20 protein-coding genes and 2 pseudogenes are annotated in these 26,265 nt (G+C 64.1%); 12 read left to right on the forward strand and 10 right to left on the reverse strand.

The features are described 5' to 3' along the window. Window positions 1-175: 175 nt before the first annotated feature. Window positions 176-1,171: a diguanylate cyclase domain-containing protein gene (locus ACOEQ2_RS16000; RefSeq protein ID WP_419728938.1), complete on the reverse strand. Its 996-nt coding sequence runs from the start codon at window positions 1,169-1,171 to the stop codon at window positions 176-178. 88 nt (window positions 1,172-1,259) lie between these two features. Continuing rightward, window positions 1,260-2,222: a LysR family transcriptional regulator gene (locus ACOEQ2_RS16005; RefSeq protein WP_419728939.1), complete on the reverse strand. Its 963-nt coding sequence runs from the start codon at window positions 2,220-2,222 to the stop codon at window positions 1,260-1,262. A gap of 308 nt (window positions 2,223-2,530) precedes the next feature. On the opposite strand from ACOEQ2_RS16005, the gene ACOEQ2_RS16010 reads away from it, so the two are divergent. The 7 genes and pseudogenes from ACOEQ2_RS16010 (at window position 2,531) to ACOEQ2_RS16040 (ending at window position 9,638) form a co-directional block, all read left to right on the forward strand. Further along, window positions 2,531-2,803, forward strand: a complete 273-nt coding sequence (locus ACOEQ2_RS16010) for a YtcA family lipoprotein (RefSeq protein WP_419728940.1) — start codon at window positions 2,531-2,533, stop codon at window positions 2,801-2,803. Between the two features lie 3 nt (window positions 2,804-2,806). After that, window positions 2,807-3,826, forward strand: a complete 1,020-nt coding sequence (gene mdtN / locus ACOEQ2_RS16015) for a multidrug transporter subunit MdtN (protein ID WP_419728941.1) — start codon at window positions 2,807-2,809, stop codon at window positions 3,824-3,826. Further along, window positions 3,823-6,072 carry an FUSC family protein gene (locus ACOEQ2_RS16020; RefSeq protein WP_419728942.1) on the forward strand — a complete coding sequence of 750 codons (2,250 nt, stop codon included), beginning with the start codon at window positions 3,823-3,825 and terminating at the stop codon, window positions 6,070-6,072. Before mdtN ends, ACOEQ2_RS16020 begins: the two co-directional genes overlap by 4 nt. Then, window positions 6,059-7,621: a TolC family protein gene (locus ACOEQ2_RS16025; RefSeq protein WP_419728943.1), complete on the forward strand. Its 1,563-nt coding sequence runs from the start codon at window positions 6,059-6,061 to the stop codon at window positions 7,619-7,621. The genes ACOEQ2_RS16020 and ACOEQ2_RS16025 overlap by 14 nt, the downstream gene beginning before the upstream one ends. Then, window positions 7,608-7,919 carry a hypothetical protein gene (locus ACOEQ2_RS16030; protein ID WP_419728944.1) on the forward strand — a complete coding sequence of 104 codons (312 nt, stop codon included), beginning with the start codon at window positions 7,608-7,610 and terminating at the stop codon, window positions 7,917-7,919. The genes ACOEQ2_RS16025 and ACOEQ2_RS16030 overlap by 14 nt, the downstream gene beginning before the upstream one ends. Before the next feature lie 428 nt (window positions 7,920-8,347). Next, a pseudogene (locus ACOEQ2_RS16035) lies at window positions 8,348-9,442 on the forward strand (Mu transposase domain-containing protein); the annotation flags it as partial. Further along, the gene (locus tag ACOEQ2_RS16040) at window positions 9,429-9,638 is read left to right on the forward strand and encodes a hypothetical protein (protein ID WP_419728945.1); all 210 of its coding nucleotides are present in this window, start codon (window positions 9,429-9,431) and stop codon (window positions 9,636-9,638) included. The pseudogene ACOEQ2_RS16035 and the gene ACOEQ2_RS16040, both read left to right, overlap by 14 nt. 83 nt (window positions 9,639-9,721) lie before the next feature. On the opposite strand, the gene ACOEQ2_RS16045 is transcribed toward ACOEQ2_RS16040, so the two are convergent. The 5 genes from ACOEQ2_RS16045 to ACOEQ2_RS16065 all read right to left on the reverse strand — a co-directional run bounded on the left by ACOEQ2_RS16045 (window position 9,722) and on the right by ACOEQ2_RS16065 (window position 16,289). Beyond that, complete coding sequence (locus ACOEQ2_RS16045; RefSeq protein ID WP_419728946.1) at window positions 9,722-10,198, reverse strand: BLUF domain-containing protein; 477 nt, start codon at window positions 10,196-10,198, stop codon at window positions 9,722-9,724. Window positions 10,199-11,785: 1,587 nt separating this feature from the next. Next, on the reverse strand, window positions 11,786-12,733 hold the full coding sequence (locus ACOEQ2_RS16050; RefSeq protein ID WP_419728947.1) for an amidohydrolase family protein: 948 nt from the start codon (window positions 12,731-12,733) through the stop codon (window positions 11,786-11,788). Further along, complete coding sequence (locus ACOEQ2_RS16055) at window positions 12,730-13,539, reverse strand: ABC transporter permease (RefSeq protein WP_419728948.1); 810 nt, start codon at window positions 13,537-13,539, stop codon at window positions 12,730-12,732. Before ACOEQ2_RS16055 ends, ACOEQ2_RS16050 begins: the two co-directional genes overlap by 4 nt. 173 nt (window positions 13,540-13,712) lie before the next feature. Then, a complete protein-coding gene (locus ACOEQ2_RS16060) occupies window positions 13,713-15,248 on the reverse strand; it encodes a sugar ABC transporter ATP-binding protein (protein ID WP_419728949.1) in 1,536 nt (511 codons plus the stop codon). A gap of 9 nt (window positions 15,249-15,257) precedes the next feature. After that, window positions 15,258-16,289 carry a substrate-binding domain-containing protein gene (locus tag ACOEQ2_RS16065; RefSeq protein WP_419728950.1) on the reverse strand — a complete coding sequence of 344 codons (1,032 nt, stop codon included), beginning with the start codon at window positions 16,287-16,289 and terminating at the stop codon, window positions 15,258-15,260. 230 nt (window positions 16,290-16,519) lie between these two features. On the opposite strand from ACOEQ2_RS16065, the gene ACOEQ2_RS16070 reads away from it, so the two are divergent. After that, window positions 16,520-17,506 (forward strand): LysR substrate-binding domain-containing protein, encoded by a 987-nt coding sequence (locus tag ACOEQ2_RS16070; RefSeq protein WP_419728951.1) that lies wholly within the window; start codon window positions 16,520-16,522, stop codon window positions 17,504-17,506. Window positions 17,507-17,612: 106 nt separating this feature from the next. Here the strand turns inward: ACOEQ2_RS16070 and ACOEQ2_RS16075 are convergent, their stop codons facing one another. The 3 genes from ACOEQ2_RS16075 to ACOEQ2_RS16085 all read right to left on the reverse strand — a co-directional run bounded on the left by ACOEQ2_RS16075 (window position 17,613) and on the right by ACOEQ2_RS16085 (window position 21,869). After that, entirely contained in the window at window positions 17,613-18,974 is a 1,362-nt protein-coding gene (locus ACOEQ2_RS16075) for an NAD(P)H-dependent oxidoreductase (RefSeq protein WP_419728952.1), read from the reverse strand. 1,350 nt (window positions 18,975-20,324) lie between these two features. Beyond that, on the reverse strand, window positions 20,325-21,527 hold the full coding sequence (locus ACOEQ2_RS16080) for an NAD(P)H-binding protein (protein ID WP_419728953.1): 1,203 nt from the start codon (window positions 21,525-21,527) through the stop codon (window positions 20,325-20,327). 120 nt (window positions 21,528-21,647) lie between these two features. Then, on the reverse strand, window positions 21,648-21,869 hold the full coding sequence (locus ACOEQ2_RS16085) for a hypothetical protein (RefSeq protein ID WP_419728954.1): 222 nt from the start codon (window positions 21,867-21,869) through the stop codon (window positions 21,648-21,650). A gap of 84 nt (window positions 21,870-21,953) precedes the next feature. Between ACOEQ2_RS16085 and ACOEQ2_RS16090 the strand changes: the two are divergent. From ACOEQ2_RS16090 to ACOEQ2_RS16105, 4 genes and pseudogenes are all read left to right on the forward strand, one after another. Next, window positions 21,954-22,331, forward strand: a pseudogene (locus ACOEQ2_RS16090) (IS5 family transposase); the annotation flags it as partial. Between the two features lie 477 nt (window positions 22,332-22,808). Next, window positions 22,809-23,390 carry a pirin family protein gene (locus ACOEQ2_RS16095; protein ID WP_419728955.1) on the forward strand — a complete coding sequence of 194 codons (582 nt, stop codon included), beginning with the start codon at window positions 22,809-22,811 and terminating at the stop codon, window positions 23,388-23,390. 389 nt (window positions 23,391-23,779) lie between these two features. Next, window positions 23,780-24,763 (forward strand): zinc-binding alcohol dehydrogenase family protein, encoded by a 984-nt coding sequence (locus ACOEQ2_RS16100; protein WP_419728956.1) that lies wholly within the window; start codon window positions 23,780-23,782, stop codon window positions 24,761-24,763. 365 nt (window positions 24,764-25,128) lie between these two features. After that, window positions 25,129-26,208 (forward strand): hypothetical protein, encoded by a 1,080-nt coding sequence (locus ACOEQ2_RS16105; RefSeq protein ID WP_419728957.1) that lies wholly within the window; start codon window positions 25,129-25,131, stop codon window positions 26,206-26,208. The last annotated feature ends 57 nt before the right edge of the window (window positions 26,209-26,265 follow it).

Consider the following 26,265-nt stretch of genomic DNA (forward strand, 5'->3'; position numbering starts at 1 on the left):
CCTTGCGCTGCTGATCCCAGGCTCGTGGCAGGCGGGTATCTTGCATCAATCGGTTTGCAGTCAGCCCGACCGGCTGCTGCCCGGTCAGGATTGACGCCGCAATGAGCTGCTGCCGGTTTCGTGGACGCCGAGATCAGGGTGTTTCACGAGATGGGACGGCGTGAAGCCGCCTAGCTCATCTCTGCATATCGGCTTCTGTCTCGATCGTGCGACATACCACTCGGTCTCGGCCACTTCGCTTCGCATTGTATAGGGCCCTGTCAGCCTCCCGGAGCGCCGTGGCCCCGTCAACCGACAATGCGGTCAGAGTGACTGCGCCGATCGAGGCGGTCACCTCCCAGCCAAGGGCGCGCATGGAATCCCTAAGCAACACGCGGAGCCGCTCTGCCAACGCAGCGATGTCGGAGTCCTGCTGCACCAGGATTGCAAACTCATCGCCGCCAATCCGGGCGACGATGTCCTTAGCCGCAAGCATACTTCTGAGACTGAGGGCCACCTGTCGCAACAGGCGATCGCCGACTTCGTGACCATTAAGGTCGTTGACCCGCTTGAGCCCGTCCAGATCCAGATAGAGGATGCAAACAGGCTTTCCGGTTTGCTGGAGCAAGCCAAGTTGCTTGTCGAGCTCAACCATGAAAGCGCCGCGGTTCGGGAGCCCTGTCAAGGCATCGATCCGTGCCAGGCGCCGAAACTCGAGTGTCGTCATGACCGAGTCGGCCAGGACCTTCAATGTGTAACGCTCGTCTTCTGAAACATCGCGCGGCTGCGGGCCGATGACGCACAAGGTGCCGAGTGCATACCCCTCGGAGCTTACGAGCGGCTGGCCGGCATAGAACCGCATTCTTGAGCCACCCAGGAAAAGCCCGTTTTCGGCAAAACGAGGATCGTCAAGCGCCTCTGGTACGATGAGCATCTGGTCAGGATTGAGGATCGCGTGCGCGCAAAAGGCCGTATCCCGTGCCGCTTCGGTTTCCTCGATCGCGTAGCGTGCCTTGAACCACTGCCGCTCAGCGTCGATCAACGAGATCATCGAGGCCGAGGCGCCCGTCAACCGCGCGGCCAGGTTTACGATGCTGTCGAAACTTGCCTCGGCCGCAGTGTCCAGGATGTCGTACGAATGCAGCGCCTGGAGACGCGCCGCTTCATTGACAGGTCTAGGCACCCTGGTCATTCGACATGCTAGCGGCTTGGAACCTTCGCTACCAGCAGGCGCCGCTGAAGATCGGCTTCCTCTTGCTTCTGTGATGAACCTCGGTTTGTTATAGTGAAGCCGCGTTAGCCTCGACCAGCTCGTCGATCAGCCACAACAGACCCCGATCGCGTGCCGAACGCTGATGCCACACCGCCGCCATCGGGAAGCGCAACGGCTCGTACGGCAGTTCCAGCATGACCAATGAGTTCTGACGCGACATCTGCAGCGCCAGGCTGCGCGGCAGCGAGGCGATCAGGTTCGTCTGTTCGAGGATGGGGGCGACCGGCGCGTAGTTCGGCACGGTGATCGCGATCCGGCCGACCAGCCCGCTCTCCGGGCCGGTTTCGATGAGGAGCCGCTCGCTCCAGGTTCTTCGCACGACCCCACGCTCGTCGATGAAACCGTCCATGCCGCGATCCTCGCTGCCGGTGAGCTCGACCACGACATGAGGAAACTCGAACAATCGCTCCCTGGTCAGCACGCCGCGCGTCAGTGGGTGGTCGGTTCGTACGACGATGGACTCCTCGTCGTTCATGACGACCCGGCTGCACATCCGCTCGGGAATGTCGTCGACCCAGGTCAGCAGCAGGTCGACCCGGCCTTCGTCGAGGAACCGCACGGCGTCCGTTCGATTGCCCGGAAAGACCCGCAAGGTGACATTGGGCGCCTTCGCCGCGAGCGCTGCCACGAGCGGCGGGACGATGGTGCAGCTCGGATAATCGGACGCGATGATCCCGAAGCTCCTGACCGCATCGCGTGGAATGAACGGTCTTGCCGCGACCGCATCGAGAAGCCGCTGCATGCCGTTGCGGATATCCGGCGCCAGGTCGGCCGCCCTTGGCGTCGGCTCCATTCCTCCGGGACCGGTGACGAAGAGTTCGTCCCCGAGGGTCTTTCTCAGGCGCGCCAAGGCATGGCTGACGGCCGAGGGGGTCAGCCCGAGTTCGCCGGCGGCGCCGCTGACACTCCGATGCTGCATGATCGCCTCGAAGACGCGGAACAGGTTCAGGTCGACGCTTCGCAGGGTCAAGATGATCTCCAGGATGACTTCAATTCAGTGGCAGGCTGAAAAATATTCACGGATTGGCAGCAAAAATCGACTCCAGTATAGCGACCAGGCAATCTTTAGGTGCGGGTGATCAGACTGTCGAACCTAGCCAAGCGTGCAGACCGATTGTTCCAGATCACGCATCGCGCGCTGGCTTTTCAGGATCCAGCCCCGAACGCCGACACAGCAGTTCACGCGCCTTGCGCAACGATCCAGGCCGAGTCATCATCCCTCGGAAACGCTGAGGGATCTCACCGCCCGTTCACCTGCACATGACGACGGAGCCCAGGATGCGGTGGTCCGGACAGACGACCCGATATCTTGTCCTGCTGCTTCCGCCGCTCACGTCCGGTTGCAGCGCCGCCCCGGCGCAGAGCATCCTCGGCTCGTTCTTTCCCGCCTGGATGCTGTGCGCCGTCATCGGTGTCGCCGGATCGGTCGTGCTGCGGCTTCTGCTCGGGGCGACCGGCATCGGGACACACGTTCCGGTTGCACCGCTCAGCTACATCGCGGTCGCCGGCGCGGTCACGTTGCTGGCCTGGCTCTTGTGGTTCGGGCACTGATCGATGCTGGTCGTGCGCCGGCTGCTCGGTATCCTGTTCTCGGTCATCGCCGTCGTGGCGTTGGTGGTCCTGGCCGTGCTCGCCTCGCAGCGGCTCAGCGTCCGTCCACGCACCGACGATGCGTTCCTGCAGGCCGATCTCGTCCACATGGCGCCGGATGTCAGCGGACGCATCGTCATCCTGGCAGTGCATGACAACGAGCTCGTGCATGCGGGCGAGCTCCTGTTCGAGATCGACCCCGAGCCGTATCGGCTCAGGGTAGCGCAGGCTGCGGCCGAGGTGCGTGGTCTCGAAGGCAAGCTGGGCGTCACCAGCGACCAGGTCGCCTCGCAGACCTCCAAGGCACAGGCCGCCAACACCGGCATCGGCACCGCCAAGGCACAGCTGGATCTCGCCAGCAGCACGCTTGCACGCCTGCAACCTCTGCTGGCCCGGGGCTTCGTCACCGCGCAGCAGGTGGATCAGGCTCGCACCGCCCGGAAGTCCGCGCAGCTGTCGCTCGAGCAGGCACGCCAGCAGGCCGAGGAGGCGAGGAAAGGCATCAGCAGCATCAAGCCGGCGGAGCAGGATCTTGCGGCAGCGCAGGCTTCGCTGTCACTGGCCGAGCGCGACCTGCGACTGACCGCAGTGCGTGCGCCGTGCGACGGTCGCATCACCGGCCTCGACATTGCCGCCGGCGAGTTCGCGGATGCCGGCAAGCCGCTCTTCACCATCATCGATACCGAGCACTGGTGGGCTGTCGGCAATTTCCGCGAAACCGATATGTCGGGACTGCAGCCCGGCCAGCATGCCCTCGTGTATGTGCTCGCGGCACCCGGCGCGGCGCTTGCAGGCACCGTCGAGAGCCTGGGTTGGGGCGTGTCGCCGGATGAGGGTGCGCAGTTCGAGGGCCTGCCGCGGGTGCCGCGGAGCCTGAACTGGGTGCGGATCGCGCAGCGCTTTCCTGTACGGGTGCGGCTCGACACGCCACCTGCCAACCTGATGCGCATCGGCGCGTCGGCCGCCATCGTCATCGAGAGATGAGCGACGGCACCGTCCTTGGAACGCCCGGCCGCATCATCCGCCGGCACCCGCGGCTCGCGGTCGACCGGGGCGATCCGCCGCTCGGGGCTGCACAGCTTCTCCGGTTGCTGGCACCGACCCCCGGCCGCCTCGGAAACACGCTGCGACTGACCATCCTGGTGCTGGTGACGATCACCCTGAGCGAGATCTTCCGCATCCCCGAAGCTGCCCTCTCGGCCTACGTGGTGCTGTTCGTGTCGCGTGGCGAGGCAGCCTCGACGGTGATGACCGCCGTGATCGTCTGCATCGCCGTCGTGCTGGCACTCCTGCTCACCATCGCGCTGTTCGGTCTCAGCCTGGCGGAGCCGGCGCTGCGCATTCCCCTGGTGGCGCTGGCGACGTTCGTTGCGATGTTCCTGTCGCGCACCTCGTCGCTGGGGGCAGCTTTCTTCGGCGCCGGCTTCATCATCGCCTACGCCCTGACCCTCGGCGACCAGGTGGTGCAGCTCTCGCTGATGCCCGGCGAGACGACCAACGCCGCGCAGTTCGCGCTCCCCGAGCTGGCCTTCATGCCGCCCGAGGAAGCGCTGGTGCATTTCCTGTTGTGGATCGGCCTGGTCGTGAGCATGCCGATCGCCCTGGTGATCGGCCTCAACCTGCTGACCGGACGCGATCCTGGGCTGCTGCTTCGGACGCAACTTGGCGAGCGTCTGGCCATGGCGGCGCGTCTCTGCCGCGGCGAGTCGGGTGCCGAGGCGGGGATGGGTGCGCTCGCCGCACAGGGGATCGACGGGCTGCTCGGGCTCGACCACCTGTCCGGCCTGCTGCATCGGCATCGTCGCCCGGAGGCCGATATGCACGCGCTGATCCGCGAGATCGACCGCCTCGGACTGGTGCTGCTGGCCTGGGCGCGACTGGCGGGCGCGTCGCCGCCACGAGCGCCATTGTCCGAAGCGGCAGCGTTCTGCGATGCGGCCGGGCAGGCGGTACGCACCGGCACGACGCCTGGCACACTGGCACAGGGGGAGGTGGCGGTGCCGGACCCGCACGATGTGCCAGGCGCCCGCCCATTGGCCCGCGAGCTTGCGCGCACGCTGGCTGCACTCCGTACCGCCCTCACGACGACGCGGGCAGCGACGCGTGCGCCCGGAGCCGCCGCCTCGCCACGTCGCCTGCTCGCACCGGACGCCTTCAGCAACCCGGCCTACCCGCGCTTCGCCTTCAAGGTGACGCTTGCCGTGATGGCCTGCTACGCCATCGAGACGCTGACCGACTGGCCGGCGATCCATACCTGCATGATCACCTGCTTCTTCGTGTCGCTCGATACGGTCGGCGAGACCGTGCACAAGGCGGCGCTTCGCATCACCGGATGCCTGATCGGCGGCGCGCTCGGGATCGGCACCATCCTGCTGCTGATGCCGCTGATGACGGATCTCGGCAGCCTGCTGCTGGTGCTGGCGGTGGTGACCTTCATCGCCGGCTGGGTGGCGACCGGCAGCGACCGCATCAGCTATGCCGGCTGGCAGATCGCGCTCGCCTTCTACCTCACCGTGCTGCAGGGCTTCGGCCCGACGCTGGACATGCAGACCGCGCGCGACCGGATCATCGGCATCCTGCTCGGCAATGTCGTGGTGTTCGTGGTGTTCACGACGATCTGGCCGGTCCGGGTCGCCGGCGTCGTGCGGGCCAACCTCGCCAAGGCGGTCGGGCAGTTTGCCGGCCTCATGCAGCCGGTATCCTCGGTCGGGCATGCGACACCCGCCGGCTCGGAAGCATGGCACGGGATCAGCCAGGCGATCGGCAAGGCCAACGGGCTGCTGGTGAACGATGCATACGAGACCCGCCGGCCGCCCGCGCCGCATCCGATCGACGCCGCGACGCTGGCCCGGGTGCACGCCCTCGTCGTTCCGTCCGCGGTGATCCTGGCGCTCGCCAGCGATCCCGCCTGGCCATCGGTGCCGGAGGCAATGCAGGCGGTCATCCTGGCGCATCACCGCAACATGGCCAGCTGGTTCGCAGAGTGCGCTGCCTGGATCCGCGGCGATGCGGCGGATTGCGCACCGCTTCCGGACCCGCCGCGGCTGGAGGTGCCGGGCGCAACGCCATCGATCGACCCGGCTGCCCCGGACGTCGCGGTCCATCTCCAGGCGCGCTCGGTCTGGTACGCGCTGATGCAACGCGATATCCGCACGATCCTCGACCAGTTCCAGCCGCAGCGCACGGCCGATCACGAGGCGGAACGAGATGCCACGCTTGCGCTCGCCTGATCGTCGCCGGGCGCTGCTGGCCGGCTGCATGCTGCTGGCCGGCTGCAACGACACCCGCGATCTCGCGCCGGCCTCGCCCGACACGCCGTGGCGCATCGACGTCGCCACCGGGACGCCGTCGGGAGATGCCACCACCACCACCGCCGCGGCGCCGCATTTCACCGTGCCGCGGGATCCGGCGCTGCCATGGCCGGGTGAGCCGGCCGACATCGATCCGAACCACAGCTACTCGCTTGCCGAGCTGATCGACATCGCCGAGCGGCGCAACAAGACGACGCGCATCGCGTGGGAGCAGGCGCGGCAGGCGGCGATCGGCGTCGGCATGGCACAGGCAGCATATCTGCCGACGCTGACCGCCAGCGCGATCGCCGGCTACCAGCGGATCGCGTCGCCATTCCCCTCCAACCTGGTCAACCGCGGCTACATCACCGCCAATGCCGAGGAGGTGTTTCCGGAACTCGCCATCCGCTACCTGCTGCTCGATTTCGGCAGCCGTGACGCGGTCGTGCGCGGCGCGCGACAGCTTTCGTTCGCCTCCAACGTGGTGTTCACCGCGGCGCATCAGAGCCTGATCCTGTCGGTGGCGCAGGCCTACTTCACCCTCGATGGGGTCAACGCGTCGTTACGGGCGGCGAAGCAGACGCTCGGGAGCGCGCAACTGCTGCAGCAATCCGCCGAGGCCCTGGATGCGCGCGGCCTTGGCACGGTCGTCGCCACGGCCCTCGCCCGGCGCGGGACGGCCCAGGCGCGGTTCGACATCGCCGCCGCGACCTCAGCCCAGCACAACGCGATGTATGCGCTGCTGTCGGCGATGGATCTGCCGCCGAACACCGTGCTGCGTGTCGAGGACAGCTCCGGTCGTCCGCTGGTGCGACAGACGGGGCTCGATATCGACACGATGATGCACGAGGCACTATCCCGCCGGCCCGACCTGCTGGCCGATCTGGCACGGCTCCGGGCAGCCGAGGCCGGTGTCGCCGAGGCGCGGGCGGAGCTGTATCCGAAGGTGTCGCTCAGCGCCAATATCCAGGGAAACATCGGTCGCATCAGCGTCGATGGTCAGCGCTATCAGAGCGTCGAGCAGCCGCAGACCGGCGTCTTCCTGCATTTCGACTGGCCGCTCTACCAGGGCGGGCTGCTGCAGAACCGGCTGCGTCTGGCACAATCGCGGCAGGCCGAAGCCGAAGCAGCACTTGCCGAGGGCAGCGAGCAGGACATGCGGCAGGTGGCGCTGGCATACGACCAGGTCGAGACCGGGCTCAGCCAGTACGACGCCGCCGTCGCCCTGCAGGCGGCGTCGCAGCAAGCCGCGGATTCCGCAAGCCAGGCCTACAGCAATGGCGTCGGGACCATCACCGACGCGATCAACGCGTTGTCCACGCTCGCCGCGTCGCGTGCCGCGGTAGCCAAAGCGCATGCCCAGTCGCTGGTCGACGCCGCCGCACTGGCCTTTGCCACCGGCGCCTTGACCTCAAGCATGGTCCCCAGTCTGGCGCCTCGAAGCCGGGTTGGTGCTGGTCGCGGCAGCCTTTCTGATGCAGCTGAATAAGCCGGTCATGGTGGTGCTGTCGCCGACTATCGGACGAGAGTGCAACCTCGACATTCAGGAAATCGCCCGCGCCCTCGCCGCCATGGCTTGGGCCTATGCGCTTTTCCAAATTCGTGTTTCCTGGATCGCCGGCCGGCTCGGGCCGATGCGGACGATCGGGTTACGGTTTCACAAAAGCGCTGACGCAACTCATGTATCTGCCGGATCAGCAGATGACCCCGAAGAGGTACAAATCCATCGATGTCATTCCGGGAGGTTCAGGGTCTTGATGGGACTTCATCTCCGGGAAGGCGCCTGATCAGGACGGCCCGATTTCGACCACAAGCTTGTCCCGCAACTCATTCCACCCGATGAAATCTTTGAAATCTTCGATTGTTGCCAAGACGAAGCAGCCCGGGTCGAGGCTTGGTGTGAGTTGACCGGCCTTCACCACTCTTGTCGCCTCCGCGAGGACGGCGCCTGACCGTACGTCGACTATCTCTCTGCTGCATGCATGGCTCCTCAAGGAGCCTGCCACCATTGCTGACGTCGTAATGGATCAAGTGTTGGTGCTGCCCAAGCGAATTGTCCGCTCAGTCCGCCATTTCGCCGACGGCTGCAGCAAACCGAGGTATCTCAGCTATTTTCTCCCTCTGCGTGTGGATCGGTGCTGAATATTGACCCCCTGAGTGGGGTGATCGGCGTTCAAAGTTGACCCCCTTCGGAACGGCGATGATGCCGCCATGTGCGCAGGTCCGGCTCTGCCAGAGCCGGATGCCGTTCGTCCGCGCCTACCCGCGCCAGGCGCAGGAGATGGTGTTCGACGCCCACAAGAAGGCGTTTGCGTTCTACCGTGGCACCTTTCAGGGCGGCATCTACGACAACATGCGCACCGCGGTGGACGCGCTGCTGATCGGCCGCGAGCGCCACTTCAACCGACGCTTTGCGCAGATGTGCAGCCACAACCTAGTCGAGCCGACCGCCTGCACACCAGCATCGGGCTGGGTTTCGGACGAACCTTGGCCGAAGGCCGCGTAAGTCGTCCGGAAGGTCAGGTCGAGAACCAGGTCAACGTGATGCGGGATCGGTTCTTCAAACCCCGTTTGCGGTTGGACAGCTTTGCCGACATGAACGGCTGGCTGCTCGAGCAGTGCGTGCTGTATGCGCGCGGCCATCCGCATCCTGAGCGTAAGGATTGGCCGGTCTGGGAGATGTTCGAACAGGAGCGGCCAAGTCTGGTGCCGTATGCCGGACGCTTCGACGGGTTCAACGCCCGTACCGCGGCGGTCTCCAAGACCTGCCTCGTGCATTACGACAAGAACCGATACTCGGTGATGGCGCAGGCGGTCGGGCGTCCGGTCGGGGTGCATGTCTACGCCGACCGCATCACAATCCGCCAGGACGGCCAGATGGTGGGCGATCATCCCCGCTGCTTTGCTCGTGATCAGACCGTCTACGATCCCTGGCACTACGTGCCGGTGTTGGCCCAGCAAGCCCGGTGCGCTGCGCAACGGCGCCCCGTTCAAGGGCCGGGTGCTGCCGGGTGCCCTGGGCCGCGTCCAGGGCCGCCTGCGCGGATCCGCCGATGGCGACCGGCAGATGGTGGCCATCCTCAACGCCGTGCCGCTGGACGGCCTGCCAGCGGTCGAGGCGGCCTGTGGCGAGGCGCTGTCTGCCGGGCTGTGCAGCAGCGACGTGGTGCTCAACGCCCAGTCGCGGCGCCGTCCGATGGTGACGGCCCCCACCATCATCACCCCCGACGCGCTCCGCCTCCGACATGAGCCGGTGGCGGACTGCGCGCGCTACGACACCCTGCGGAGCACGAACCATGGAACGACATGAAGTCCTGGACCTGATGCGCGAGTTCAAGCTCGCCGGCATGCAAGCGGCCTACGACGAGGTGCTGAGCGACGCGCTCAAACGCCAGCATCCGTCGCATGGTGCGCTCTTTCGACCAGCGCGAAACCGGGTCGATCAATGGTGCGACGGGTGGCAATCCGGACGTTGTTCTAGAACCAACACGATACGGGAAGTCTGACGATGCAGTCGCGTGTGGGGGGGGCTGAGCTTTCCGCCGCCTCGGCTTAGTGGCTGATCGGCTCGAAGCTGCCGGTTGCCGACCTACTCGGCTCGCCCGAGTGATTCCAGCGACCTCGTGGCCAGGTGATCGAGAATACGTTTCAGTGCTGCGATATTGTTCTCGTCTTCGGCGCTTTCGAGTGCGTCCTGGAGTACTTCGCGGATGTCGTCGGCACCGACCCGCTCCATCTGCCAATTCGGATAAAGACGCTCACGCTTTTCCTCGCTCTGGTCCAGCGAGACGATATCGTAATGGCGCGGATCGCCATGCAGGCTCGCTATCAGCTTCCGCACTTCCGCTGCCGGCCCCTCGATCCATTGGAAAAAGACGCCGCTGCCGAAAACTAGAACCCCGGTGATGCCGCAGGTGAGATTGTGGCGTTGTGCCGACACGATGAGACGGTTGACCTCGGCGTCGTCCACGCCATCGGCGGCCCGACTGCAATATACGAAAGTGTACAGCTTGGGCGCGGTGGGGTCATAGTCAGGGTCGCTTGGGAAACCGGGTTCGTCGAACATGGGTTGGCTCGCTTTGTCTATGCCAGGCAGACCGTGTCACACGGTTGATCACGCTCAGGTTAGCGCATCGATCCTACTTGCGTAAGAAGGGCTCGGTCACCGATAGGCTGGAAAAACGGCCAACTTGGGGAACCGAGTGGCAACCGGTGCGCGGTCGACTGTTGCCATTGCCGACCTGCTTATCTGTCGAACAGCCCGGGATGGCGATGGTAGGCGCTTTGGACGCGGACGGGGCCCTCGGCTGCACAAGTGATCCGAGCATCCTGGCCGCTGTCTATAAACGCTGTAGTTTCTAAAAGAATAGTGGTGCACCGGAGGAAGAAAATAAAGCGAAAGAAGAGAGAAGAAGAACGCAAAAAGAGAGAATCAAGAGAGTAATAATGCTATTGCGCTACTCGTCGGTTTCAACGAACCGACCACACCGAGCAAAGTATCGATTTTTCCGCCGCAAGGGCCCGCTCCAAGAGGCAGCCGTTCTCGCTGAATGGAATGCGCTGGCCGCATCTTCGCACGTTGCCGCAGCCAGCAAGCTCGACGAGGGACGGCGCACGACGCTCCGGGCCTGGCTCGCGGAACTGGCGGCCTAGCCGGTTGGATGGTCGCGTCCGAGGCCATGCGTCTAAGCCCGCTGTGGCAGGGGAAGCAGGGCCGCGGCTGGAAGCCGAGGTTTGACGACATCGTGCGCAAGGCCAAGTTCAGGAAGCTCATAGAGGGCGGTTATCCGGCTGTCAGTGCTGCGCCGCAGCCAGCTGCGCCGGCTCGGGAGGGAGCGCCTCGAAGGTGAGACGGCCGGGGACCGGACCATCGAGGGGTTCGTCTCGTGACGTCGCAGCCTGCCGTGGTGCCCGATCGATCTGTGCTTCAGCTGCCAATGCGTGGCTGCTGGCACTAATGCGGATCACCACGGCCGGTGCGGTTCCGGTCGCAACCTGGCGACCCTGTCGCGACAAGGTTCTCCCAGAAAGCCCGCAGAAGTCGCTTTACCGGCCCTTGAGGTGGCCTGCCTGGTGGCGCTCCGTGGCGGTGGCTCGGAGGTCCTGGCAAGGCGTCACGGCTACTGACGGGCATCTACCTGCCGTTCAAGCCGGGCACCTACCTCCGGCTGCTCGGCCGTGGGCTGCTTGAGTTTAGCGAGCCAATGCACCTGGTGCTGGCGCTCGGCACGCTGGTGGCGATCGCTTGCCAACCGGCGCTGCGTAATCCCGCGGAAGCGAAGTTCTAGCTCGCATGCAGCACGTCGCCATGCGGCCCGGTGATGACCGACAGCATCCAAGGCTCGTGGGGCTCCTTGCTCACAGGCGCTGAAGCCTGATCGGCTGCCGGGCCGGCTTGGTCATCATCACCTGATCGCCGGTAAAGAGCGGCGCGAGATGCGGGGGAGGGGGAAGGCCGATGGCAGGCCATGCAACGGATAAGTCTCGGGGCTTGAGCCGCGCGCACACCCCGTCCAGATCGTGTGACTGTCGAGGGTATCCGAGCCGCAGTGCGACCTCGTTGCCGCGGTCATCATCACCGCAGCAGTGTGAGAGCTTGAGCAACCGCAGAGCCGGCAAGCGCCCGTCACCACCTCAACAGGCGCCTGGAGGCCTAAATGCGGTACAGTCGCTCAGCTGTGCCAGAAAGGACCGCGTAGGCTTCACGTTCAGACAGGTGCGAGACAGCTTGCGCGATTGCATGCAAGATCATCGACCCCCGCGCGAACAGGCGATCGACCGGAAGATTTGTTCCAACCATTACCCGCTCAGGACCGAAGATTTCGATCGTGCGCGTCAGCAACGGGACGGTGTCGGAGGCTGTCCAATTCGGATGTCCAAGGCCAAACCCGGACAACTTGACGGCTACATTGGGTGCCTGAGCCAGCCGCCACAACGCAGTCGCCCAGGCGTGCACGCCCACCACCGTCCGATCGATCGGCATGCCAAAATGATCGAGGATGAGCGTCGTGTTGGGGAACGCTCGAGCAAGGACCAAGGCCTGCTCCATCTGTTGCCAGTAGATCTGGAGATCGAAGCTCAGGTCATAGGCTTGGAGAAGCGCGAAGCCATTCCGCCAAGCGGTCCGCTCCATGAGATCGGCGGATGACGCGGTGCGCAGTGCCGGATTCGCATGCCAATTCAGGATCTGCCGAATACCACGCAACGCGGAGCTTGCAGCTTTGTGTCTTTCGAGCACCTCCTCGACACGCGGGTCGGCCAGGTCGGCATGAGCCACGATCGCGGTGGGCTGACCTGATTGCCTAATCAGGCAATCGAGCCAGAGCGTTTCACCGACAGGGTCGTTCCGATCCCAGCCATTCTCGACATGTACCGTCTTGCGCACATCGGCTCCTGCCACGTCACGTCGATAGTCGCTGGGCAGGTAGTCGCGACGAATCGGCTCGAGATCGCCTTCCAGTTGTGGCGGCCGATCTCGTTGGCTAAGCCAGGGATAGGGATTGTTCGCCAGATCCTGGAAGTGGTGGTGAGCATCCACGAAGGCCAGCGGCGCAACGCTCGTTCGTATGTCATCGATGTGCTCCGGCACAGCGTCCTTCATCGGCGTGGGCGCGCGAGCCGGTCGATATAGACCGCCAGGATGACAACGGTGCCCGACGCCACGTATTGCCAGAACGACGGCACGTTCAGCAGGGTCAGGCCGTTTTGCAGGCCGCCGAGCGTCAGGGCACCGATGACCGAGCCTAACGGGTTCCCGATCCCGCCGAACAGGCTGGCGCCTCCAATCACCGCCGAGCCGATCGCCTGCAGTTCGAACCCGGTGCCTCCGATCGGCTCCGCAGCACCGATGCGCGCGATCAGCACGAAGCCTGCAAGGCTCGAAAGCAGGCCGGACAGCACGTAGACAGTTATCTTGACGGCTTCGATATTGATGCCGGAAAGTCGTGCCGCCTCTTCGTTGCCGCCGACTGCGATGATCCGCTCGCCGAGGGCAGTAAAACGGATGAGAAGAAACCCGAGAGACGCCACGAGGATCGCAAGCACGACGGGCGTCGGAATGCCCAGCACTTGGCCCGCGAAGGCATCGCGCATGGATTGCGGCAGCCCGTAGATCGGCTGTCCGTTCGTGTAGATCAGAGCAGCACCCCGATAGACGCTCAGCGTGCCGAGCGTGACGATGAAGTCTGGTAGGCGTAGCTTGGCGATCAGAAGGCCGTTCAGCAGGCCGCAGGCAAGGCCCACCAGCAATCCTGCCAGCAGCCCGACGAGCAGGCCGTGCGACAGCATGTCCGAGGCGACAATGCTGGATAGGCCGACAATCGAGCCGACCGACAGATCAATGCCGCGGGTGATGATCACGAGTGTCATGCCGACGGCGATCACGCAGTTGATCGACGACTGCAGCATGATGTCGACCAGGTTGGCCGGCTGGTAGAAGCTGTGCGTCGCGAGCGAGAAGACGATGAAGAGTGCGACGCAGCCCAGAACGGTACTTGCCTGCCGGAACAGGCTGCTATCGATCGTCAGCCGGCGTCTGGCCGGCCGGTGCAGGACGCTGGCCGGGTTTGCAGTGTCATCGATCATCGAGAGCCTCCCAGGCTCGCATAACGCATCAGTATGTCCTCGTTGAGCTCACCGTCATTATCCAGAACGTGTGTCAGGTGGCCGTGACTGACGATGCCGATCCGATGCGAAAGCAGGAGCAACTCCGGCAGCTCCGAGGAGATCACCAGAAGCGCCGCCCCGTCAGCGGCGAGCCGGCGCAGCAGCGCATAAATCTCCGCCTTGGCGCCGACGTCGATGCCGCGCGTCGGCTCGTCGAACATCAGAATACGAGCGCCTGTGGCGAGCCATCGAGCAATGACGACCTTCTGCTGGTTGCCGCCAGAAAGATTGGCCATAGGGGTCGCAATGTCGGCCGGCCGGATCTGCAGGTCCGCAACGTAGCGACGGATTTCCGCCCGCCGTGTCGCGCCACGTAGCACCCCGAAGCGGCTGAAGCGGGTGTCGCTGGCCAGACCGAAATTCTGCTCTATCGACATCATCGGGACAATGGCGTGCCCGCGCCGGTCCTCGGGTATCAGGGCGATCCCGGCGGCCATCGCCTGCTTCGGACTGTCGATGGTGACCTGTCGGCCGGCGACGCGGATCTCGCCACCCGTGAGAGGGTCGATCCCGAAGATCGTGCGCATGATGGCGGATCGGCCCGAACCGACAAGACCGGCGAGACCAACGATTTCTCCAGATCTCACTGCGAGATCCACGTCACGGAGTCGCGCCGTCGAAAGCCTCGAGAGCTCCAGGAGGGGTTTCTGCTCGGTCTGCTTGCCGACCGGCTTGCCCTCCAGGGCGACCGACAATTCCCGGCCGGCGATCAGCTCGTTGAGCTCAGCGTCGGTGAAGTTCTGCATGCTGTCGCTTGCGATCACCTGGCCGTCGCGCATGACCGTGAAGCGATCCGCGATCGCGCGGATCTCTTCCATGCGGTGCGAGATGTAGATGATTGCCTTGCCCGCCTGACGCAGTCGATCGATAACCCGGAACAGGCCGTCCCGCTCGGTGGGCGTCAAGCTGGAGGTCGGCTCGTCGAAGGCGATGATACGGCCTCCCCGCGCCAGAGTGCGGCCGATCTCGACGAGCTGGCGGTCCGCCATGCCGAGCGACGAGATCGGCGTGTCCGCCCTCAGATGCGGCGCAAGCGTCCGAAGAATTTCGGCCGCATCCTCGCGGTTGCGCCGACGCGGCACGAGGCTCACCCCACGAGCCTGGCCCAGATAGATGTTCTGGGCGACGTCGAGCTGTGGCACCAAGCTGAGTTCCTGGCTGACCAGGCCGATGCCAAGCGACAGCGCATGCCGCGGGTTCTCGACGCTCACCACGCCCAGCCCCTGCAACTCGACCGAGCCTTCATCGGGTTGGACGATCCCGAACAGCACCTTCATCAGCGTCGACTTGCCGGCTCCGTTCTCGCCGAGAAGCGCATGCACTTCGCCGCTCTGCAGCGTCAGGTCGACACCCTTCAGGACAGTGACGCGCCCAAAGCTTTTGCAGATCCCGCGCATCTCCAACGTGGGTGCAGAATTCACGTGCTCCTCCGCCAATGCGAAAGTCGCCATGATGCGACCCTACTTGGCTGGAGGAGCGGTGTAACGAGCCACATTGTCCTTCGTCAGCACGACGTTGGGCGAAACGATCCAGGGCGGGAGCGGTTGGCAATTCAGCAGACGGAGCGCGACATCGACCCCGAGCTTGCCCTCTTCCAGCGGGAACTCGGCGACGGTGGCGCGCATCTCGCCCCCGGCGATGGATCTCTTGGCCTCGCGGATGCCGTCCGTGCCGACCACGGCAACCTTGGCCGCCAAGCCGGCATTACGCACCGCTTCGAAGACGCCAAGCGCCATGCCATCGTTGTTCGCGTAGATTCCGACGATATCGGGATGCTGCCGCAGGATGTTGCTCGTCGCGTTCAGGGAGGTCAGTCGGTCCCAGTTGCCGGACTGGCTGGCGACAAGATGGAGGTTCGGATACTGCGCAAGCTGCTCCTTGAACCCTTTCATGCGCAAACGCGCATTGGGCGAGCCTGCGGCGCCTTCGATCTGCGCGACGTTGCCGCCGCCCGGATTGACCTCATGAAGAAAGGTTGCCGCCTCGGCACCGATCTTGACCTGGTCGGTGCCGATATAGGTGCTGCCGCCTGGACTCCGTGCGTCGTCGATGATCACAGTTGGGATGTTGGCGGCACGCGCGGCGTTGATCACCGGGACAAGGTTAGAGTCCGATTGCGGCGACAGCAGCAGAGCATCGGGCTTCTGTGAGACCATTGTCTGGGCGAGGTTAAGCTGCTCGACCATCGAGGACTCGTCCTTGGCCGCCTGGACGTCCAGCTTGATGCCGTATTTCGAGGCCTTGTCCCGCGCGGAGGCCGCAACATCCTGCCAGAACTCGTTGATCAGGGTCTTTGTAACATAGGAGAAGTGCAGGTTCTTGACCGGCTTCGGGACGGCTCCAAACTGGGTATCGAGCGCGGTGCTATCAATCGTTGCCGCCGTCCCGGTAGGGTAGGCGGAGCACGATCCGGCGGCGTGTGCTCCGACGCTGCCCATCAGCAAGGCCACCACGCTCACGCTGGCCGCGAGATCTCGGCGAATTCTTTTCATGTTTCCCCCACGCAGTTTTGCACCGCATTGCTTCCGCTTCAGTGGGGTCTCTTGCCCCATCTAGCGAGCCGCTTATGGCACTGTCGGCCGGCCTTCCATGCCGAAGCGCCGTCGCTCGCTTACACCGAGCTTAAAGCCGGAACTTCGTTAAGGGCAATGTAGTTGGCTTGCATGATACGTTAGGCTGTCTTAATTATAATGATCAGGTCTTTCTGTTGCGGTGCGGCGTAATGCAGCTTCCGATCCGTGCGATTTGCGTGTTCCACGCCGCTGCCAAAGCGGGAAGCATTTCAAGGGCGGCGGCGGAACTCGGTGTGACCCCGTCTGCCGTCAGCCAGCAGATCCAGCTTCTCGAGGAACAACTCGGAACGTCGCTCATGGTGCGGACGGGCCGTCGTGTTACCTTGACCGAAACCGGCGAGCGATATTTCGCCTCGATCGGTGACCAGATCGAGCGGATTGCCGAGGCGACGAGTCAGATACGCGGCGTGCGATCGGTCATGGCGCTGAACGTGCGCGCCTCGCCAACACTCTCGAACAAGTGGCTTCTCCCCCGGCTTGCCTCACTCGTTGACGAGCGCCCCGATCTTGAACTCCGGCTCGATGGTACAAGCCAGCCTACGGACTTCGAGCGGGAGACGGTCGATGTCGAGATCCGGCATGGCGACGGACGCTGGCCGGGTCTTTTCGTCGAGCCGTTTGCCGAGGAAGAGTTCTTGGCAGTCTGCGCGCCGTCCCACGCTGCCCCGGGCAGCCTTTCGGCGTTGGAGCTGCTCGATCGCCGCCTGATCCATTCGGTGAAATCGCAGGTGCAATGGACACGTTGGTTCGCAGCTGCTGGCGTCGAGCCGAACCGACGGTGGCGCAAGGTCCTTTTCGACCGCAGCCACATGGCTATCGACGCCGCCGTCGATGGTTTGGGTGTAGCACTCGAGAGCACGCTCATGATCGAGCGGGAGCTCACGCGCGGCCTCCTGATCCTGCCGCTACGAGAGGCGCCCAGGATCCGCCTGGTCACACAATGGATCATCTGCCCGAACTCGCACCTGCGGAAGCGTCAGGTGCAGTTGTTCCTGGACTGGCTTCGTCGCGAACGCGATAGCTGGCAGGCCTTGCAACACAAGGAGGAGCCCGGAGTGGCTGCGCGCCGGGGCGTCATCCAGGCTGCGCCGCCGTCACCCGCCGGGCGGCTACGAACGCGGCGTTCAACTGCCTGAGTTCTGGTTCGGGGCGCAATGAGGGACATCTCAGCCATTTGTCGCTTGACCTTGACCTCTGCGATCACCACGAAAGCGGCCCGCGCCGGCGGCGCGTCCCACGCCATTACTCGGCCGCCACCGCCGACTGCGGACGAAAACGATCCTCCATTTCCCGACGCAGGGCCACTACGTCGTCGTCGTCGACAAGATCGACGTCATCGTAGCTGACGATCTGATCCTTCCTGATGGCTCGCTTGAGCCGCACATGATGGGCAAGACCAATTGGCAAAGCACGCAGAGCAAGGCTTCGACGCGCGGGGATCGCATTGGCCCACACCGCGTAGCCGCCCTCGCCATCGAGCATTTCCCCGACCTGCATGTCCTTCTTGGCCGTGGCCACGGCGTCCCCACGGAATTCTTTTGAGGATCCGGTCGGCTCTCCCCGCAGCACTGCCGACAGCACGCTGATCGAGGCCTCGAGGCCGATGAGGTGGAACGGCCGCCACATCGAGGCATACCAGCCGGAAGGATCGGTCAGCAGCCCATACTGCCTGAAGCAGTTGCGGGCATACTCGCTATGCGCCTTGAAGGTAACGAATACCCCGTAGCGGATATTGTTGGCGACCTCCCGCCCGTCTGGCTCCTGACTGGCGGCGATGTCGACCAGTCCAGGGCTATCGAGGCGACCGCCATCGCTCCTGGGACGAAAGACACGGGCAAGATCGTGGAGGCCGGCAGGCGGAAACGCCAGTCCGTTTTCAGGACAGTCGAGACCCGTGCCGTTCGCCACCGCAGCCATCTCGATGGCCGCCTTGGTCCCGTCCGTGAAGGAATTGTAGAGTTTGGGGTTCAGCTTGTCCCGTGCGACGTCTTCCTCACTCCAGCCGAACAGGCCCCAGACCGTGTCGGGGGTCGAGTAGCGGTAGCGCGGCTCGAAGTTCATCCCTTTTCCAGCGGCGGTCAGCTCGAAGCCGCAAGCGCGTACCCAGTCGACGAGTTCACAGATCAGCGCCGGCTGATCGCCATACGCCATCGAGTAGATGAGCCCCTTCTCCCGCGCCTTGGCGGCCAGGATTGGCCCAACCATGACGTCGGCTTCGACGTTGACCATGACCACATGTTTTCCGTATTCGATGCAAGCGAGCGCATGGCGGGTACCGGCTAGCGGATGTCCCGTCGCCTCGATCACGCAGTCAATCTCCGGGCACGACAACATCGCGTGGACATCGTCGGTAATGAAGGTCTTGCCACTTGTCACCGCCTCGCCGGCGCTTCGTGCGCTGTAAAGCTCCTCCGGCCATCCCACGCGCCCGCATGATTCGCGCGCCGACGACACCGACAGGTCCGTGATCGCTACCATGTGCAACCCGTCGATCCTCTGCGCCTGCGACAGGATCATCGAGCCGAACTTGCCGGCACCGATCAGGCCTACGCGAACAGGTCGGCCGAGGGCCGCTCGTTCCAGCAGCAACGACGAAAGATTCATGTTCGTGTCCCCGACGACGCTGCCGCCGTCCATTGATTATGATGGGCGCCTTGTGACCTGCTGAATGACAGCGGCGCTCAGTGGGCGCTCCATTCTCTTTCCCTGGCATTCGATCCGGGCAGAGGCTGAAAATTGTTCCCGCGCCGAAGATCGGAGTTCGTGCGGATTAGCGCAATTTAGAAAGTCAGGGAGACAATTTAGCTCTTCTAACCAGTCAGACAATAAGGCCGACTTGGGAGAAGCAAATAGGGTCACGCCACGGCTCACATGATCCGGACGTGCACACCCGAACTAAGTGTCGCGCCGGCCAGGTCATCGGTGCGGCGGCTATGGCCATCGGGATGGCAAAAGCCAGCATGGTTGAGCGTCGGATTTCGAGGCTGCGCCGCTGACGGTTTTCCCTGCCAGGCGACGGCCAGCAGATCGCTACACCCTCCGATATTCGAGCTGTGCCTGCCCGTGTAGGTGTGGACCTAATTGCGCAATCATTCCATCATCGCTGGTAGGTAGATTACCGAACTTTCTACAATGTGGAGCTGGGACGAAGGTATGGACTAGAAGGTTGTAGGGGAGGATTACCCCTGACCCACCTGCTGCGAGATGTGCGCTCCGAAGCGGCGAGAGCTGCTGTTCCTCGATCCGATGCAGCGGCCGGCTGATGATGTCGGCGCGAAGCTGCATTAAGCTATCACGTGTGGCCCGGTCTCCAGCAGCGTAAGCCGGTCCAGCCTTTGGCGCGCTCGCAAGCGGTCCGCTCCTTCGATCGGGTTGCGGCTGAGCACAGCACCATTTTCCAGCGAGCCTCGCGACTGCTCCTGCAACCGCGCATCTGACGCAGAGGTTGCGGTATCCCTTCTCGGCACAGACCACAAGCCTTGGGTAGCCGGCGCCCCGGGGGTCTCGTCTTCCGCCTTAACCGCCGGAAAGGGATCACTCGCGGAAGGACGAACGGAAGCCGTGCTATGCAGCGCCGTCTGGCCTCGTCGATCTCGCTCCGGCGAGCTTGGATGATCTCGCCTTTGCGGCAGGCCGTCATGATCTGGAAGCTGAGGCCAGCGGCGACGACGCCCTCCTGCTTTCGGAGGGCAACCGCTAAACGATACACGTCATCGAATGGCAGGGCCATGGTGGTGAACAACGCGAAGGCCCGCCGCTCCATTTTTTCCCGCAACAAACAGCTGACAGCCTTCACGGTATAACGACCAACCTCTTACAGATCACCCTGCGGCACGAGACGAGGGGGCAGCCCACGACCGTTGCTTGACGCCGGTGCAGGGAGGACCGGCCGGCGCTGCAGGAAGCTCATGGTCATGGCAAGATGCGAGGTTCAGCCTTGGCTTTGTCGCCGTGTCAGAAGACGGCGTGATCTCCGCGTTCGGGCGCGTCGGTGCCTGCAAGGACTGAGCGGTAGAACTCAAAGAGGGTCTGGGTTCCCGTCGAGGGCGTCGCGGTCGCATCGTACCGACCCGTCTGCGGGTCCAACACCAACATGGATTCAGTCGCGTAATAGCGACCTATCCGGGCCAATTCCGCTTTTTCCGCCAGCGACGGGACGATCCGGCCAAGGGCTCCGAGGCCTCCGGCAATGACGTCGAGCAGCGCCACGGGTACCGACTGGAATCTGGGCGGGCGACCCAGCAACGCGAATAGCGCCTCACCCTGCTGGCGCGGCGTGATGGCCTCGCCGGGTCCGCCGATCGGCAGGATGCGGTTCCATCGGCTCTCCTCCTCGAGGCAGCCGGCAATGTAATCAGCCAGATCCGCGTCGCTTATGGGCTTGCAGGCGGTGAGTGTCCCGTCGCCGAACACCAGGAAGGGCCGCCCCCGCCGGACGCGTTCGATTTGGCCCGAAAGCGATTTAAAGAAAGCCGTCGGCCTGACGATCGAGTAGCGCAAGCCGGACAGGGTCAGCGCTGCTTCGAATGCCAATTTGGCGTGCTGAAAGGCGAGGAGCGGCTTTTGCACGCAAATGGCAGAAAGCAGCACGAAGTGCCCGACGTCGGCTTGCTGCGCGGCGTCCAGAACGTTGAGGTGGGCGCGATGATCGATCGCCCAGGCGTCTTTGGGCACGCCCGTGCGTGAGGCCATGCACGACACCACGGCGTCGAACCGCTCGTTCGCAAATCCGTCGCGGGACAGCGACGCATTATCGGTGGGATCAACCACCCGTACCGTGGCTCCTTCAAAGAGCCTGGCGATGTCCACCGGTGTCGCCGATCCGCCGATGCCAGGACGCTTGCGGACAAGACAGACGACCTCGTGTCCACGCCGCACCAGCGCGGCTGTCGTCGCGCGGCCGATGGTGCCGGTGGCCCCAAGAACACAGACGCGTTGGCGCAACCCCGCGCCGGGCGGGCCCGACATAGCCGCTGTAGAGTGAATGCGCGCGGCTGCCAATTCCGGCGCAACTGTCTCACTGCCCTTCAAGATGGTCCCACTGCTTTGATCAACACCACATCTGTATCCACTTTTATAAGAATTCACCACCTTGCGAGCGTATCCTGACTTCTTCCTGCCCATCAGGCCATGATGGTACTCCACGCTACGCATCATGACGAGCGACCGGTCATACTCGGTGAACGTGCACGATAGCTCGTCGCTGTGATGCAGAAGGTCGCCTGCCGGGCACGGGGCGGATGTAAAGCGCACGCACCATTGCGCTTTCCTGAAGCGTCAATTCGCTTGCGAGGCGCCCGGCCAGTCGGCGCGCCGACCCAGGTCCCTCGGGATCGCGCGAATCATCGCCAGGAGGCCAACACTCGCCTTTTCGCAATAATCCGGATCGAGCAGCAATTTCTCACTGCATGCCACCAACCGTACGGCTTCAAGCTTGGCAACCATCGGCATCTCGTATCCGTCGCCAAGCACGCTTCGGTTGACGACAAAAACCGCCATACTGGCGGGGTCGACGTGGCCTAATATAATGGCTCCCTAGAGCGCCTTTCAAAACCTTGTACTTCCCGGCGATCTGATTCATGAGGAGAAATACTGACCGGCGCCAACACCAACGACAGCATGCCGTTCGAGGAACTGCTCGACAGCATCCTGCCGATCGGCGGCAAGCCGGACCGGGCACGACACCGGCCGGACAAGCTGCACGCCGACAAGGCCTATGATCACCAACGTTGCCGCCAGGCCTGCCGCCGCCGTGGGATCTTACCCCGCATCGCCCGGCGCGGCGTCGAGACCAGCCAGAAGCTGGGCCGACACAGGTGGGTCATCGAGCGGACCTTCGCGTGGATCAACCGCTACCGCCGGCTCGTCACGCGCTTCGAGCGCAGAAGCGATATCCACCACGCGTTCACCGCTCTCGCCTGCTTATTGATCTGCTTCAACACGCTGCAGAAGGGGTTTTGAAAGGCGCACTAAAATCCGGCATTGGCTGGCATGTGCATCATAGTAAGGAAGCCCGACCACCGTTGTGTAGAGTCTGATGCCGCCTGTTTCGACCGGTTTATGAACCGCGTGCTGGCGGCGGTGATCATGGGACTTGACGCGACACATCCTGGTTCGGAGCGTCGGATCGGTTACCCAATTCGATCGGCTGTGCCTGTAGTTGGATCAGCCAAGACCGGACAGCTTCCATAGAGGCCTCTGCTCCCTCGACCTGACTGTCGGTGCCGGCGTGGGAACGCCGGGGACCGGCCCAGAGGGCGTCCTCAGCTTTCCGGCTGTCCAACCATCGGAGCCGGCGATTCGAGCGATATTCGGGATAATGCTTCCCGTCTCTGATTGTTCTCCCGACGGGAGAGACGAGGCATCTATCGTTGAATCCATGGGCACCGCACCCCGCCCTTACGGAAGCCGAGTTGCCGGTCCAAGATGGAGCTCGCAATGATCGAGATACGACCATTTGCCGGCCTGGGAGCGGCCAATCACGGCTGGCTGGATGCCAGGCACCATTTCGCGTTCGGTGGCTATCGCGACGTGACGCGCATGGGCTGGGGCAGCCTGCGCGTGTGGAACGACGACTCGATCGCGGCACGAAGCGGTTTCCCGCCGCATCCGCATTCTGACATGGAGATCATCACCTACGTCCGCCAGGGTGCCATCACCCACACCGATAGCCTGGGCAATGAAGGTCGCACCGGAGCCGGCGACGTTCAGGTCATGTCGGCCGGCAATGGCATCACGCATTCCGAATATAATCCGGAACCCGAGGCGACACGGATCTTCCAGAGCTGGATCCAGCCGACGAGCCAGGGCGCACGGCTCGCCGGCGCAACGTTGCGCGCGGGTAAAAGCACCAGCTACCGGCTCGGGCACGGCCGCCACCTCTATCTGGTGTCCCCGTCGGGCACCATCGAAGGCGAAGGCCAACGCGCCGAGGCGGACGATGGTGTTGCCGTCAGCAGCTTTGCGAGCATTCGCGTGAGCGCAGTGGATGATGCGGAAATTGTCCTGGTCGACGCCTGACTTTATTCCATCGCCGATCGGGAGGTTCTCCGATCACGACCGTGCACGGCGTGAGCAGGGTCCGCGAGGAGAGGATGCTCGGCGCCCGTGTCCTGATGGAAATATTCGTTCGCCTAACCTCGCTGCTCGGGGCCTTCACCCTGCCACCGACGGTCGTGCTCACGATTTGTATGCTCGCCTCTGAGCTGCCAGGCCATCATCGCGGACCATGATCGGTATCCACGACACTGCGAACGAGACCAACTCGCGGAAAATACCCGGTCGATCATGAATTTCGTATCTCCCAAGACGCTGTGTCCTGCATGCTGCGCCTAACGGACTTGCAGCCTCTTGCTTGAAGTCGTCTGTTCGGGTGAGCAGTTTTCAACGATGAGAAATAGGAGGCCATCATGCCGGCAACGATGAAGGCGGCCGTTATCCACGCCCCGGGTGGCCCGGAGGTGCTGAAGCTGGAGGAACGCCCGGTGCCGCGCCCGTCGGCGGGCGAGGTGCTGATCCGAATCGAGGCGTTCGGGCTGAACCGGTCCGAGCTGTTCACGCGCCAGGGCCTGTCGCCCGATGTCATGTTCCCGCGCATCCTGGGGATCGAGGCGGTCGGCGTGGTGGAGGAGGCACCGGGCGGCGAATTCGCCAAAGGTGACGTGGTGGCGACGGTGATGGGTGGCATGGGCCGGAGTTTCGATGGCGGCTATGCGCAATACACCGTGGTTCCCGCACGCCAGGTGCAGGCGTTTCGCACCGAACTCCCATGGGAGACGCTGGGCGCTCTTCCCGAAATGCTGCAGACTGCGTGGGGCTCGTTGTTCCGGTCGCTGCAGCTGAAACCCGGCGATCGGCTGCTGATTCGTGGTGGCACGACTTCGGTCGGCATGGCGGCTGCGGCCATCGCGAAACGGCACGGCGCCGAGGTTGGTGCCACGACCCGCCGCGCCGACCGCGAGCAGCTGCTGCGCGACTGCGGAGCCGACCGGGTGTTCGTCGATGATGGCGCGATCGCCGACAGGGTCCGCCACGAATGGAACGGCGGTGCCGACAAGGTGCTCGAACTGGTCGGCACCAGCTCGCTCCGGGACTCGCTGCGCTGCACGCGCGAACCGGCACTGGTCTGCATGACCGGCATGGTCGGCAACAAATGGTCGATCGATGATTTCAGCCCGATGGAATGGATCCCGACGGCTGTCGGCCTGACCTGCTATGACGGCGGCGTCGGCGACTTCATGGCGATGCCGATGCAGCAGCTGGTCGACGACGTTGCCGCGGGCGCCTTGCATGTCCAGGTCGGCCGGGTCTTCAAGTTGGACGAGATCGTCGAGGCGCATCAGGCGATGGAGGACAACACCGCTGGCGGCAAGATCGTCGTGCGGACATGGTGAGCTGGGGGGACGTCGCGATCACCGTGAGTACGGTGCGCGGTCCGGCGGAAGATCGCCTGCGTCCTCTGGTCGGGAAGGGTGGACCGCCTGTCTCAACCGCGGGGAACCTCGACCAGGCCCACGATCACCGGCGCCTCAGGATTGTTGCATACGTGGCCACGAACGATGCCATGACCCCGGCTCATGCTGCCGAGGCCGCGCGCAGCGGCAGGCTAGCCATCCCTCCTGCGGAACGTCCCCCGCTCGATCGCTTGGTCCAGGCGCATGACCATGTTCCGGACGCCTGAGCGGGCAAGCTTCTTCTGCTTCGCTGAAGCAGCGTTGGCCGCACAGGCCGGATGCAAACACCGGAAGGAAGCCCGGACGTGACCCAGCATCGTTGCAGGGTGATAGCTGCCCTGGTTGCCTGCCTGCCGCTTGGGGGCTGCTTCGGCATCGGGCCGGAACGGCTGTCGCGCGACGAGATCGATTTCTCGCGGGCGCTCGCGATCTCGGATAATCAGCAGACGCTGCTCAACATCGTCCGGCTGCGCTACGCCGAGGCCCCGACATTTCTCGATCTCACGCAGGTGATTTCCGGCTACCAGGCGCAGCAGACCCTGAGCGGCTCGCTGGATCTCTTCCCGAGCAGTCACGCCAGCACCTCCGTCGGCGGCGGTGGTTCAATGCAACTGCAGGAAAATCCGACTTTCACCTACGCGCCCGTCACCGGGGAGCAGTTCAGCGAGACCTTCCTGCGGCCGCTGCCACCAGGGACGGTGTTGCCGCTGGTGTTGACCGGCATCCCGATCGACCTGTTGTTCGCCCTGGTGGTGCAGTCGATCAACGGGATGGACAACGCGCAGGTGCTTGCCGGCAGTGTCGGTGCGATGTCGGAGGATTTCGCGCGGCTGCTGCACGATCTTCGTGTGCTGCAGGTGGCGGGACGGCTCGATGTCAGGCTCGGCCAGGCAGCAATCGGGCAGGGCAGGAGTGACCGCAGGGCGGCCGCCGATGTCGTGAAGCTGGCCATCCTGAACAGCGACGATGCGCGGATGACGGCGGTGGCTGCCGAGGCGCGGCGTCTTCTCGGCCTGCCGGACGACGAGACGCCGTTCGACATCGTCTTCGACCGGCGGCCGGTGCGTCCGCACGAGGTGGCGATCCTCACGCGGTCGGTGCTCGGGGTGCTGGGGTCCATGGCCTTCGCGATCGATGTGCCGCCCGGTGACGTGGCCGACGGGAGGACGATGCCGACGATGCCGGCGGCAAGTCCGGTCGCCATCCATTCCGGCCGGTCGGCACCGGACGACGCCTTTGTCGCCATCGAATACGACCGTCATTGGTACTGGATTTCCTCGCGGGACTTCCGCAGCAAGCTGGCTTTCGCGGTCCTGCAGAACCTGCTGGCGCTTGCCCAGAGCAAGCAGCCCCCCGGCGCGGTGGTCACCATCCCGGCGGGGTAAGGCTGCGGGCGCGCCATGGAAGAAATCGCAGCCTGACCGGACCGACCGAGCCACCAA

It is taken from the genome of Lichenicola sp., from assembly GCF_965198575.1.
In the GTDB taxonomy this organism is placed as follows: domain Bacteria; phylum Pseudomonadota; class Alphaproteobacteria; order Acetobacterales; family Acetobacteraceae; genus Lichenicola.